Origin of the sequence: Pseudomaricurvus hydrocarbonicus (assembly GCF_011602365.1) — a bacterium.
Classification (GTDB): domain Bacteria; phylum Pseudomonadota; class Gammaproteobacteria; order Pseudomonadales; family Cellvibrionaceae; genus Pseudomaricurvus; species Pseudomaricurvus hydrocarbonicus.
This window is the reverse complement of sequence record NZ_JAAONZ010000012.1, coordinates 102,186-115,548: the sequence shown is the minus strand read 5'-3', so window position 1 is coordinate 115,548 and position 13,363 is coordinate 102,186. Positions and strand designations below refer to the sequence as shown.

Here is a 13,363-nt window from a genome sequence, read left to right as displayed (position 1 = left end):
ACCCTCTTTATTTATTGTTATGTGATAGCTATGTCGGTTTAGCTATCGATCTCTGATATTCATTTTTTCCGACAGAATAGAAAACTGCATATACGTTTTATGTGGGCATAAAATATTTAATGTTTTTTTGTCATTACCACTTTCTCTCCTTCTGCGTTTTTTCTTATCTCTGTCTCCAAGAAAATCGACAATGGATTTTAGATATCATAAAAACGACTCACCAGTGAGTCGCAACTCGCAGAATTAATAAGGAAAATTTTCTGGATCAGCAGTCAGCCGCCGCAAGCTTGACCAGTAATTTTCCTTTATTGGCTCCGCTAAACAATCGTGAATAGGCCTCCACCGTATTTTCCAGTCCTTCGACAATGTCTTCATTAAATATTAGTTTTCCCTGCTCAAGCCAGGTTTTTATCTCTGCAATTGCATCGTCAAATCGATCCACATAGTTGGTGGTCAACAAACCTTTTACTGTGGCACTGCGCGCCAGGATCTGCCAGTAGTTGTAGGGGCCGGGTACCGAACCACTGGAGTTATAGGTTGAAATAGCCCCGCAAAAGACAACGCGGGCATGATCATTGAGATTCAATAAAGCGGCATCCAGCATGTCGCCGCCGACGTTGTCATAAAAAATATCAACACGCTCAGGACACACCCGTGCAATTTCATCCGCAAGGTTATCGCACGTTTTGTAGTTAATTGCCGCATCAAACCCCAGGGTATCGGTTAGCCAACTCGCCTTTTCGGCATTGCCTGTCAGCCCCACCACTCGACAACCTTTTATTTTCGCGATCTGACCAGCAATGGAACCGACGGCACCCGCTGCGGCACTCATTAACACAGTATCGCCTTCGACGGGTTGACCCAACTCCAACAGACCAAAATAGGGCGTCAGCCCCATGGCACCACTAAAAATACTTAAGTAATTACGAGGTGAGTAATTTCCGTCGTTTGGTACTTGGGTGAGAAGATCGCCATGATTTACTGTCAATTCTTCCCAACCATTTACCGCCAGCCCCTGAACATAATCTCCTTCAGAAAACGCGGAATGATTACTTTTGAGTACCTTGCCCAAAGTGGTGCTGCGAATACATCCACCTAAAGGTATCGGTTCCAAATAGCTGTCATTGTCACTCATCCAGTCTCTGATGGCCGGATCCAATGACAGATAATGATTCTCAATGAGAACTTCCCCCTCCTGCAAATCGGGGACGAGGACCGTCCGCATTCGGATGTCTTCTTCAGTTGGCACACCCACTGGGCGCTGATGGAGATACAATTGACGATTGTGTAATTGGGTCATAAAAAACCTATTTTATTTTTGTTTTGAGCTCGATACTCTTCACTGAGAAGAACCTACGAATAAAATCAGGATATAACCCATTCAAAATAAAATCAATCACGCTTGACTTTTATTTTGGTGTTGATTAGTTTTATGCTTATATTGACGTATTGCTGAAGCCAGATTTACACACCTGGCTGGTGTTTTGCGGTCGATAATATCAACAGAGAGAGGTCACACACGCTGGCCTGATAATAACAATCAAAATAAGTAGTCAAATATGCAAGCCATTGATGTACATCATGATTTTTCAGCGCAGAGGGATCAGATCTGGGATCTGCTACAGGACTTTGGCAATATTGAGCGCTGGTGGCCAAAGGGTCAGATTGTCAATATTGAACGAGTGGATATTGAGGGTCAGGGCATCGGCATGATTCGTCATATTTATAATGAAGGATTTGATGACGCCGTAAGCGAACAACTCATCAGTATTGATCCCCGGTCCTACACCTATACCCTGGCAATTGTTGGCAAACGACCTGCTGGGTTAACACGCTATCAGGCAACAGGAACCCTATCTCAACTTTCTGAGCATGGCTCCCGCCTGAGCTATCACTCTGAATTCCAAACTGAACCTGGCCGGGAACAAGAAGCTCGCGCATTTCTATCCGGCGCCTACGCCCTAATGTTTGAAGGCCTGCGTCAGGCTACCACCTGAGTCATACAACGGCTTGAATCAAACCACGACCTCAGTCACGGTTACGCCCTGAATTATGGAGAAAAATCATGATTATTATCTCAGCCAGAATCACACTAGACCCGAAAGATGTGGACCGCTATATCACCGGAGCACGCCAGGTTGTTGTTCCAACCCTAGCCGAAAAAGGATGCATTCGCTATTCCATAGCGCTGGATATCACCGCCCCCAATATCGTCTGTATTTTTGAAGAATGGGAAGCCGAAGAAGATTTAATGGCGCATTTGAGTACCCCCCATATTCAGACATTTTTGGCTCTCAGTGCTGATTTGAGTATCACCAATATGGAACTGATGAAATACGAGATCAGCGCCAGTGGTCCACTGGTGCTGGACGCTTAACTGCGAGCTATTGAGGAAAGACCCATGACCACACAATCACTCTATAACGACATGGTCGAAAAGATGATCGACCATGTCGACAATAAAACAACCGATATGGCCGAAGATACCCTGTCTGTTCCCAGCAGCGCCTATACCGATCCACAGATCTGGCAGCAGGAAATGGACCTCATTTTCAAGAACCGACCCGTTTTTGTCGCAATGAGTAATGAACTGCCAGAACCCGGCTGCTATAAAACACTCCAGTTTCTCGATAAGCCGCTGTTGATAACCCGTCTGGCCGATGGCAGTGTCCGCGTAATGCTCAATGTCTGCCCTCACCGGGCCATGCAAGTGGTCACGGAAGAATCCGGCAAGCGCTCTCGCTTTACCTGCTCCTATCACGGCTGGTCATTTCGCAACGACGGCAGTCTGCTGGCGGTTTCGGAACCGGCTAAGTTTGGTGAAGTAGATAAAGACTGCAACGGGCTTCCTCAACTGCCCTCTTACGAACATGGCGGTATGATTTTTACCGTGCTCAATGGTGATACAACGGTAAATTTTGAAGAATATCTGGGTGGCATGATCAAGGATATCGCCAGGCTGGGTTTTGAGCACTGGCACTACTGCGGCAAACGAACAATTTATGGAGCAAACTGGAAAATCGCTTATGACGGTTATCTGGAGGGTTACCATTTTGCTACCGCTCACCCCAAGACCGTCACTCCCAGAACCTATTCCAACATTATGCAGTTTGAGAATTACGGACCGCATATTTTGTTAGGATTTCCACAGAGAAGTATTGATAAACTTAAAAACGTCGACAAGTCCGATTACTGGAAACATGAAAACGATGGCTACGATTTTATCCGTCTGCTGTTTCCCAATGTGTCCATATTTGTTGCACCAGAAATTACCCAAATTGCCCAGATCATTCCCGGGCCAACGCCGGCGGAAAACACGACCCATCTTTACTTCATCCACCCTGAAGCACCTCAGAACGAAGAGCAGCAGCAGGCCAATGAAAACATGATGGAGTGGTTGCGTGATGTCGTGGATGAAGAAGACTACTTTATGGGTCTAAAAATCCAGAAAGGTGTTGAATCCAACGCTCACACCCATGTGACTTTTGGCCGCAATGAGCGCGGCAATCAATTTTTCCATAAATGGGTAGATTACTGCCTGGCTGATGATCCTGGCTTACCAGAACCCAAACTGTAGATTCCAAACAGCCAACTATTTTCATAAAGCACCGTAATCCAACAGGTATTTATATGGCCGAATCAAAATACACCGCAGGGCGCATCAATGCCGTACTGATCGCTGCAGGCGATTGGCACGACATTGACTTTGCCCGGCTGGAATTACTCAAACTATTGGCAGAGGATGATCGTATCCGTGTCAGGATTTTCGAAGATTATGAAAACCTTGACGCGATTGTCGAAGCGGACTTAATTATCTCCTACACCTGCAATATTGTTCCCTCTCTTAAAGCTCAGGAAGCGCTGTATCAATGGGTCGAAAACGGGGGGCGCTGGTATGCCTTGCATGGAACAAATTCCATCATTCGACTGATGTCCGATGGCGTCTACGGGACACCGGATTGGGCTCCATTATTTGTCGAGACTCTGGGATCCATGTTTCGCTCGCACCCGCCCATCGCGCCTTATACGGTATCCGTTGCCAATCCAGAGCACCCGCTGGTCAAGGATATTGAGCCTTTCGAAACCACCGATGAGCTCTATTTGATGAAGACCTATGGCGAGCTCAATGTTCTGCTGGATGCGGAATACGGGGGTAAGGCCGAAGGTTTTCAGGAAGATGACTGGGAACACGCACGCCATCCGGTCTTTTATACCCACTCGGTAGGTAAAGGCGAAGTCCTCTATCTAACTCTTGGTCACTGTCGTCATCACTATGACATGCAACCACTGCTGGATTACTGGCCCAGTATTGATCGCTGCGCCTGGGATCTACCGGTCTTTTACACCTTGCTGCGCCGGGGAATTCAATGGGCTATCGAACCCTTCGATGACCTTGCCCGAGAAGCTCGCAACTCTGCAGAACAAAGCAGTTACCAAACATAAAAATGCCACAATAAACAATATAGGAGACACTTATGCCAGGCAGATTAGAAGGTAAAGTTGCTGTTATTCTTGGTGTATCGGATGAGCGCAGTATGGCTGCAACCACAGCCCGCCGGTTTCACGCCGAAGGCGCCAAACTGGTGTTAGCCGGTCGCCAGCTTGACAAGGTTCAGTCAGTGGCAGCCCCATTAGGCGCTGCAGCTGTAGTTTGTGACATTACCGTAGAATCACAACTGCAACAGCTCGCCAGTAAAGCCCTCGACGAGTTTGGCAAACTTGATATCGCCATCAACTTTGCCGGAATAGACGCCTCTGCCCCAATCGCAGAGACCACTGAGGAGATGCTGCAGCAAACCAGCAACGTTCACTTTATCGGTGCAACCTTATTTATTAAGCAAATGGCTGCTCAGATGAAGGCTGGCGGCTCCATTGTGACCACCTCATCCCAGGCCAGTATCATTAGCCCACCCGGCCTGGGAGCCTATGGGGGTAGCAAAGCCGGAGCTGATCAGGTGGTGCGCATCGCCGCAGGTGAATATGGCGCCCAGAATATACGCGTTAATTCATTGGCGCCGGGCTTTACCCCAACAGCGATGACCGCAGACTATCTCAAGGTACCGACCATAGAGCAGGCTTTTCTGCGGGAAATCCCACTCAATCGTCTGCCTACAGCTGACGATATTGCCAATGCTGCATTGTGGCTGGCCTCTGATGAAGCCTTTATTACTGGCCAAATTCTGGATATATCCGGAGGTCAAACACTCCGCCGTATCCCAACACCTGAGGAAATGGGTTTTTAATCTCACTTACCGTTACTCACTGATTAGCAAGGACGCTGACATCCTCATCCTCATCCTCATCCTCATCCTCATCTTACGATGTACAGTGACAGTCCATCTTAGCAAATTCTGATCTGTGCATGATGTTGTTCTCGCCTCAAACCATAACCGTACACATGGCAAAAAACGCCTATTAAATAATATAAAAAAAGCGGCCGAAGCCGCTGTAAGTGCAAAGCTTGTTAATAAAATTTAGCTCAGCCCAGTCGAACAGAGTGGCCGGCATCAACCGTGTAGATACCCCCATTCATATAACTGGATACATCACTCGCGAGTAACAGTAGTTGACCATCCAGCTCATGCAATTTTCCCAGGCGTCCTAGCGGCAATCCAGCCACGTCCTTCTTACCGGCCTCTGTTTCATAATAGTCAGCGGTCAGGTCCGTCAAAAAGTACCCTGGGGCTATAGCATTCACACGCACACCTTGTGCAACCAATTCCTGAGCCATTGTTCGTGTCAATTGATCCACAGCTGCCTTGGAAGCGGCATAGTGTGCTAATCCAGGGAATGTACGAGTGCCACAAATGGAAGAGATGTTAATGATGCTGCCAGTTTTTTTGGCTTGCACTAATCTTTGGGCAACTTCCTGACCGACATTGAATACACCCTTCACATTCACGGCTAGTACATGATCCCAAACAGCCTCTTCCATCTCCAGAAAAGGCTGTCCGCCAGTGGCGCCTGCATTGCACACAACGATATCAGGGACGCCGTAGGCAGCTTCTGCCTGATCAAGAGCTTGCTTCACTGAATCCCGGCAGGTAACGTCCATAACAACCGCGATGGCGTTGCCGCCCTTCGTTCGAATTTTTTCAGCCAGCGCCTGTAACAGATCCAGACGACGTGCGGTGCAAATCACTTTTGCACCGCGTGAAGAAAGCACCTCGGCAAAATGTGCGCCTAAGCCACTGGAGGCTCCAGTTACAAAAGCAATCTTACCTGTCAAATCAAGAAAATCTTTTTTCATCACTCTACCTCAGTCACTAGATCAGTATTGAATACGCTTGGTGAAGCCACCATCGATCACAACATTCGTTCCGGTGGTAAAGCTAGAGACGGGACTTAGCAACAGCGCCACCTGTGCGCAAACTTCTTCTGCGGTCGCCATGCGCCCCATGGGAATGGCTGCGACCGTTGATTCGTATACCTCAGGCATGGCTTGTTTGATTTGATCCCAGGCGCCATCTTTGATAAATACTGGACCCGGGCTAACGCTATTCACACGAATATGCTGAGGCGCCAAAACATTTGCCAGATTGCCGAAATAATTCAGCATCGCTGCTTTCATTGCACCAAAAGGTACAGCTCCCGCAAAGGCTTCCAACGCCGCCGTTGAAGAGATGTTCACGATGGACGGAATTTCAGATTTTTCCAAATAAGGCAAAAGGGTTTCGACAATTTTCCAGGTTGCGAGGATGTCAGTTTCAAAATTCCTGCGCCAACCCGACTCTTCCACATCCGCCCCACCCGCACTGACATTGGCAATGTATCCGTCAATACCGCCCAAGGTTCTGGCCGAGTCAGACACCCATTGGCTGATAGACTCCTGATCGGTAACGTCTACGGCCGCTCCATAAGCGTCTGTACCCAGCGCTTTAATTTGTTCAACAGCGGCTGCAACTTCTGCTTCGTTGCGGGCGCAAATACTGACTTTGGCTCCTTCATTAGCCAGATACTTACCCAGTGCAAGGCCGATTCCTTTAGATCCACCGGTAATTAATATCACTTTATTTTTTAATTTAAGATCCATAACGTTATCCTTTAATGCTCAATATTGAAATGACGCCGAAAAACGCGACAAATGATCATCTCTTGTGCCAAATTGACTGTTAATTGCGGCAATACGTTTAAAAAAGTGTCCGACATTCAATTCGTCGGTTGTTGCGATACCACCATGTAACTGAATGGCATTATGGGACACAAATTTCCCGGCCTTGGCGATCTTTGCCTTCAGTGCGGACAAACACCGTTCGGCATCATCGCTGCCCTGATCCAGCTTCCAGGCAGCGGCTAGCATCAGAGAACGGGAGAGTTCCAGTTCCATAAACATGTCAGCCATACGGTGTCGTAAAACCTGAAACTGTGCGATAGAGCGTCCAAACTGCTGACGCTGTTTGGTGTAATCTACGGTGGCGGTCAACAATGAAGACATAGCACCAACGGCTTCAGCACAGAGCGACAGCAATACCTGCTGCATCACCGGTTTCAGTAACGCCTGCGCCTGACCGACTTTACCGATAATGTGATCTGCGGGTACTTGAACCTGGTTAAAGGTAAATTCTGCGGCATTGCGACCATCGTGAGTTTTGTAAGACCTTCGTTCGCAGCCCTTCGTGTTGACAGGGACGAAGACCAGACTGAGGCCATCCATTTCACCCACATTGCCCGCCGTTCGTGCAAGTACAATGATTCCATCAGCAGCGGCCCCGTTGAGTACAACGGTCTTATGGCCATTGAGCTGAATTACAGACGGGTTCTCCTGTGGCTTTAGCTTCGCGATTAGGGCTATATCCTGCATAGCGTGAGCATGGTGTTTTTCTGCCCACGCAAACGCCAGCTGGTACTCGCCAGCCATTACGGAGTCCAGGCATTGAGATGTCACATTCTCACTGCCACCTCGCGCAATCAGTTGCCCACCTAATACAATGGTCTCCACATAGGGCTCAACAACCAGATTTGTTCCCAATTGCTCACTCAACAACATGGTTTCTAGCGCGCCGCCACCAAAACCACCAACCTCCTCTTCGAAAGTCATGGCCAACCAGCCTAAATTCGCAAACATGGACCAGTGTTGCATAGAGAAAGGTGCTTCAGAATTCACTACCACCTGACGTCCGTCAAAGTCATAATTGTCCTGTAAATATTTTTCAGCACTGTCTTTCAACATCCGCTGCTCATCAGAGAATTCAATATACATAGTGCTAATTTCCTCAGAGCCCCAACACACGCTTGGCAATAATGTCGCGCTGAATTTCAGCCGAACCACCATAAATGGTAGAAGCTCGATTATTAATATATTCCGGCATAGTGGTTAGCGCATAATCAGGCCCTACTATCTCGCCTTGGAAGTCAGGTTCCAGTGCTTCAAGCTGTTTCGGTAAGGCCTGTACACCAAGGATATCCATGCTTAATTCGTTAAACCGCTGACCAATTTCAGTTCCCATTACTTTGCACAGTGAAGATAAAGCTCCGGGGTTGCCACCTGCATTCAGCGCGCCTTTGATTCTTAACTCGGTATACTCCAATGCCAGAGCATCGACAGCCACGTCTGCAAAACGGTTATTAAATACCGGGTTTTGTGCCCACAGCCTGCCTTCACTGTCATACTCAGATACAGCTTGCTTACAAATTTTGGCCATTTGTTTTTTATGATCAATGGTAAAGTTGTGACCGCCACGCTCAAATTCCAATAGGTATTTAGCCACCTCCCAACCTTCATTTTCTTTACCGACCAACTGACTGACAGAGACACGCACATTGTCAAAAAATACCTGACATTGTTCGATGACACCATCCAGCCCAACAATGGGGTCGACCTGAATGCCTTCCGCGTCCATATCCACAAGAATAAAACTGATACCCGCTTGTGGCTTGCCCTCTTTGGAAGTGCGAACTAGACAAAAGATCTTATTCGCGAACTGGGCATAACTGGTCCATATCTTGGAACCGTTGATGAGATAATCATCTCCATCGCGCACAGCACTGGTTTTCAAAGAAGCCAGATCAGAACCCGCACCAGGTTCCGAATAGCCCTGACACCAAACATCTTCACCCGATAAGATGCGCGGTAAGTAATACGCTTTTTGCTCCTCAGTACCGTAGTGAATCAGCATAGGCCCAAGCATCTGAATACCCATCGCCAGCAGCGACGGTGCGTTGGCAAGCTTGCACTCCTCCTGAAAAATATAGCGCTGATTCAAACTCCACCCGGTGCCACCGTATTCCTCCGGCCAATCGGGTGCCACCCAGCCTTTTTCGTTGAGTCGTCGATGCCAGGTCATGGTGGCGTCAAAATTAGCAAACACGCTGGTCATTAATTCACCAGCACGTTGAATGTCTGTGGTCAGCGCCTCTCGTATGAAAGCGCGGACTTCTTCACGAAACTCAATATCACTCATTTCTGCTTCCCGGTATCATCTGTCTGTCCTGTACGACTAGCTTATGTCACAGTTATCTAACAAAAAACACTGGTGACTCTATAAAACAATCTATACTGTTTGTTTTGTATTGTAAACACTGAGACTCAGTAAAGCAATCAAGCATCGGGGGTTTTACCCTAAATTGCGGTTTCTGGCCCAGTCCAGGGCGGCGTCGCTGGCGAGCCAGGATACGGCGTTATAAAGCAAGCGCTGGTAATGAGGATTACCGTAAGCACTGGAACCATCACCCATCTGCAGGTAGACAATAGGACTGTTTTTATAATGTTTTACCCACCCCAACAGCTCAGAACCCCTTGGGTGCAGCCAGTTATCATTACTGTACATTTGACCAACCCCGGCATTCGCCGCTGAATAAAAATGTTGCCAATGCGGCGGGTAATCCCCCCTCACCAATGGTTCCACATCGGCCTCAAATACCTCATACAGGTAAAGTTCATCGGTAATGGAAAAACATTCAGGCACACCTTGGGTGATAGGCAACCAAGGCTGTACTTTTGCAGTGTAGGTCACATCATGGCGATAACCTGAATCCAGACAGGGGTTGCCACGCACATTTCCGGGCCGATACAAAAAGCGGCCACCCACAATTTCGGCATATTCGGACCAGGTAGGCCAGCTGGCAATGGCGTGGTGAAGAAACAAGAAACCATGCCCCTCCTCTAGCAGATCGAGAAAATTCTGCTTAAAGTGTGCGGGCGGGTCCATCAGACCAGGAGGTTGTGAACTGAAATCAAGCCCGGGCATATCATAAAGCACATGCAGCTGATACTGCTTGGCCAGTTCAGGGGCAAAAAATGCCTGGCTCGCCGGTTGCTCAACTGTCGTATAACTGACGGCTGGCATACCCTCGAACAAATCAAAGAAAGCATCGCGATCATAGGGATGACCTTTAACCGACAGCAACAGACGCGTCTGGCTCTGGTAATCAATGACACTCATGCTCAAAAAACCATAGACATTGGAATAGCCGTGATCATTACATCAACTGGGGACAATCTTTTTTCGAAGAATGTCTTTTTTAATTTTTCCCGACGCCGTTTTCGGCATCTGCGTCAGGTACTCCAGCTTTTCTGGCCATTTTTGTTTGGCCAGCTTGGATTCTTCAAGAAACAATTGCAGTTCTGCCAATGAGGGTTGGCTACCATCGCGAGTGACCAACACCGCGCACACACCTTCCCCCAATCTTTCATGCGGCATGGCAACTACAGCGGCTTCTACGATCAAAGGATGTGTGTGCAGAACATCTTCGATTTCTCTCGCCGATAAATTTTCACCACCGCGTATGATGATGTCTTTTTTACGGTCGGTGATAACAATAGCCCCCTCAGCGGTGGTGTGGCCAATGTCACCAGTGTGAAAATAGCCCTGATCATCGACCGCCAAGCGAGTTTGTTCGGCTTCGCCGTAGCCTTTCATCATCGCCGGGCCGCGTACAACAATCTCCCCATCTTGACCCGGATCCAACACCCTGCCCTGATCATCAATTACAAGGACCTCCCAGTTTAAGATACGTCCATCGGTATTGGCCGCCAGGTTTAACTCATCTTTCTCAATAAAACCTACTGACACCAATGGTGCTTCTGTACAGCCATAAACCCGAAAAGCCTGGCAGTTTTCCAAGACTTCTGCGGTGCGGGTAATTAACGTCGGTGGGACAGATGCACCACCACAGGCAAATGCTCTGAGACTCGGCAACTTTAACTGTTTATTCTCTGCAGCCTCCACCAATTCCTGCAAAAATGGAGTTGCACTGACACACACAGTCGCCTTAACACGGTCAATATAGGTTAACGCATCCTCAACATTCCAACGCTCCATAAGAGCAGATTTGGCATCGCTAAAAAACGGCAACTCTATCCCGTTTGCATAGCCGGTAATGTGCGTCACAGGGGATGGCATCAACATGACATCTTCGGCATCGAGAGACCACCCTTCTACACCATTCAGGATGGCACAGGCCAGAGAGCGATGAGAATGGTGTACAGCCTTTGCCCGCCCGGTTGTGCCCGAGGTATACATAATCAATTTAGTATCATCCGGTTGCACTTCAACCTTCGACGGCGGCAATTCAGAGGTTTCAAGCAAAGATTGATAATGCAGAACACCGTCAACAGATTGCTCAGACCGGACAAGAATAATATGCTCCAGCTCTGGAAGCTGGCTTCTGAGCCCTTCAATCATATGGAGATGATCAAAGTTACGGTACTGATCAAGAATAAATACGGCTTTAGCGCCACAGTCTGACAGAATATGACCGACTTCACGTTCGCGATAAATAGGGATAATAGGGTTAATCACCAAACCCAACCAACAGCAAGCAATATCTATGACCGCCGTTTCTCTCCAGTTTGGCAGTTGAAAACTGACTACATCACCCTGACGTAACCCCAGTCGATGCAAACTGGCAGCCAGATGCAGTGCTTCATTAAAGACAGCCCCGAACGTAATGGGCGATTCATGTTCAAGGAATATCGCAGGTTTAGTGGGGCAATTGCGAGCCTTGATTTCTGCCAATTGCGCCAAGCTTAAAAACCCGGCGACAGATTCAATAGTTGCTGGAGTAGGCATCGTGTATTCCTATGACATTATGGTTGACGATGGGTGACGAATCTGTATGAGTTGCTTACCCAGATTATTTCCCGTAAATAATCCTCGCAGAGCTGTGGGGCAAGCCTCTATGCCCTCTGCCAGAGCCTCGCATACCTTAAGTGACCCTTCATCCACCAAGTTCATCAACTGCTGTTGGGCCTGTGGAAATTCGCTGTCGAAATCCAACACAAGAAACCCTTTCATGGACGCGCGACGGATAACAAGCTGCATGTAATTTTTGGGGCCTGGAGGCAAGTCCCCCACGCCATAACCACTGGAGATACCACCACAAATCACAATGCGACCGCCTTGCTTCAGATTGAGCAGTACCTCGTCCAAAATCGGACCGCCAACATTGTCAAAAAACAAATCGATACGGTTCCCACACAGCTCAGCCAATCGCTCAGACACAGACTCCTGCTTATAATCGATGGCAGCGTCAAACCCGAGGGTATCGATCAACCAGTCGCATTTTTCTCGCCCGCCAGCGATACCAATAACTTCCGCGCCCTGTAGCTTGGCCAGCTGCCCTGCAATCGATCCCGTCGCGCCAGCGGCCCCGGAAATGACAACCACATCTCCCGCCTTCACTTCACCAACTCTGAGCATACCGAAATAAGCCGTTAAGCCTGTTAAACCAAAAACATGCAAAGAGTAAGAAAGCGGATGATTGCTGGTAATTTTGCGTACCGGAAAAACTTCTGCGCCGTTGCAGGTGGCGTATTCCTGCCAGCCCAATCCCCCCTCGACCGCATCACCACAGACAAAATCGGGGTGCCTGGATTCAATCACCTTACCCACGCCCGAGGCACGCATGACCTCGCCTATTTGCACCGGAGGAACGTAACTTGGTACATCATTGAGCCACCCACGCTGAGCTGGATCCACCGATAAATACTGTACTTCTATCCGAAATTCCCCGTCCTTTAACGGGTCCAAAGATTTGGAACGCAAACTGAATGTATCCTCTTCAACAGCTTTTAGCGGACGTTTGTTTAACACCCATTGTCGATTCATTAAGTTTTCCATGTATTCATTGTCTACCGTATCAAAGGAAGGGGTTCCCACATAACGACCTGGCTTCTACCGTTACTGTGAGCCTGGCGCTAATGGCTTATTCATCTATTTTTAAAAATTGATGTCTATCTACGTCGTAAATCGATGCTTTCTATGTACAGCAGTTTGGGCTACTGAGTGTCTTGAGAGCCTCGCACGGTCACGCGGCTGAATTAATTGCACCGACCCGTTAACATTCTCCACAAAAAACAATCCACTATGATTTTTTTATGGTAAATAAATTGCGGGCTCAGCGCAACCGGTTTACGTTTATC

General features: G+C 48.1%; 13 protein-coding genes. 5 read left to right on the top strand and 8 right to left on the bottom strand.

Going from position 1 to position 13,363, the window contains the following annotated elements; all coding sequences use genetic code 11:
• Window positions 1-265: 265 nt before the first annotated feature.
• Window positions 266-1,300, bottom strand: coding sequence for an NADP-dependent oxidoreductase (locus tag G8770_RS15025; protein ID WP_167188461.1), 1,035 nt, complete (start codon window positions 1,298-1,300; stop codon window positions 266-268).
• 259 nt (window positions 1,301-1,559) lie between these two features.
• Between G8770_RS15025 and G8770_RS15020 the strand changes: the two genes are divergently transcribed.
• From G8770_RS15020 to G8770_RS15000, 5 genes are all read left to right on the top strand, one after another.
• Entirely contained in the window at window positions 1,560-1,997 is a 438-nt protein-coding gene (locus G8770_RS15020; RefSeq protein ID WP_167188458.1) for an SRPBCC family protein, read from the top strand.
• 68 nt (window positions 1,998-2,065) lie between these two features.
• Window positions 2,066-2,377, top strand: coding sequence for a putative quinol monooxygenase (locus G8770_RS15015; protein WP_167188456.1), 312 nt, complete (start codon window positions 2,066-2,068; stop codon window positions 2,375-2,377).
• A gap of 24 nt (window positions 2,378-2,401) precedes the next feature.
• The gene (locus tag G8770_RS15010; RefSeq protein ID WP_167188453.1) at window positions 2,402-3,577 is read left to right on the top strand and encodes an aromatic ring-hydroxylating oxygenase subunit alpha; all 1,176 of its coding nucleotides are present in this window, start codon (window positions 2,402-2,404) and stop codon (window positions 3,575-3,577) included.
• Window positions 3,578-3,630: 53 nt separating this feature from the next.
• Complete coding sequence (locus tag G8770_RS15005; RefSeq protein WP_167188450.1) at window positions 3,631-4,443, top strand: ThuA domain-containing protein; 813 nt, start codon at window positions 3,631-3,633, stop codon at window positions 4,441-4,443.
• Between the two features lie 32 nt (window positions 4,444-4,475).
• The gene (locus tag G8770_RS15000; RefSeq protein WP_167188446.1) at window positions 4,476-5,243 is read left to right on the top strand and encodes an SDR family NAD(P)-dependent oxidoreductase; all 768 of its coding nucleotides are present in this window, start codon (window positions 4,476-4,478) and stop codon (window positions 5,241-5,243) included.
• A gap of 236 nt (window positions 5,244-5,479) precedes the next feature.
• Here the strand turns inward: G8770_RS15000 and G8770_RS14995 are convergent, their stop codons facing one another.
• The 7 genes from G8770_RS14995 to G8770_RS14965 form a co-directional block, all read right to left on the bottom strand.
• Window positions 5,480-6,250: an SDR family NAD(P)-dependent oxidoreductase gene (locus tag G8770_RS14995; protein ID WP_167188443.1), complete on the bottom strand. Its 771-nt coding sequence runs from the start codon at window positions 6,248-6,250 to the stop codon at window positions 5,480-5,482.
• Between the two features lie 21 nt (window positions 6,251-6,271).
• Entirely contained in the window at window positions 6,272-7,033 is a 762-nt protein-coding gene (locus tag G8770_RS14990) for an SDR family NAD(P)-dependent oxidoreductase (protein WP_167188441.1), read from the bottom strand.
• A gap of 18 nt (window positions 7,034-7,051) precedes the next feature.
• The gene (locus tag G8770_RS14985) at window positions 7,052-8,200 is read right to left on the bottom strand and encodes an acyl-CoA dehydrogenase family protein (RefSeq protein WP_167188438.1); all 1,149 of its coding nucleotides are present in this window, start codon (window positions 8,198-8,200) and stop codon (window positions 7,052-7,054) included.
• A 13-nt stretch (window positions 8,201-8,213) separates the two neighbouring features.
• Window positions 8,214-9,401 carry an acyl-CoA dehydrogenase family protein gene (locus tag G8770_RS14980; protein ID WP_167188435.1) on the bottom strand — a complete coding sequence of 396 codons (1,188 nt, stop codon included), beginning with the start codon at window positions 9,399-9,401 and terminating at the stop codon, window positions 8,214-8,216.
• 153 nt (window positions 9,402-9,554) lie between these two features.
• The gene (locus G8770_RS14975) at window positions 9,555-10,382 is read right to left on the bottom strand and encodes a ThuA domain-containing protein (RefSeq protein ID WP_167188432.1); all 828 of its coding nucleotides are present in this window, start codon (window positions 10,380-10,382) and stop codon (window positions 9,555-9,557) included.
• Between the two features lie 42 nt (window positions 10,383-10,424).
• A complete protein-coding gene (locus G8770_RS14970) occupies window positions 10,425-12,011 on the bottom strand; it encodes an AMP-binding protein (RefSeq protein WP_167188429.1) in 1,587 nt (528 codons plus the stop codon).
• Between the two features lie 9 nt (window positions 12,012-12,020).
• Window positions 12,021-13,100, bottom strand: coding sequence for a zinc-binding dehydrogenase (locus G8770_RS14965; RefSeq protein ID WP_208022288.1), 1,080 nt, complete (start codon window positions 13,098-13,100; stop codon window positions 12,021-12,023).
• Window positions 13,101-13,363 lie beyond the last annotated feature (263 nt).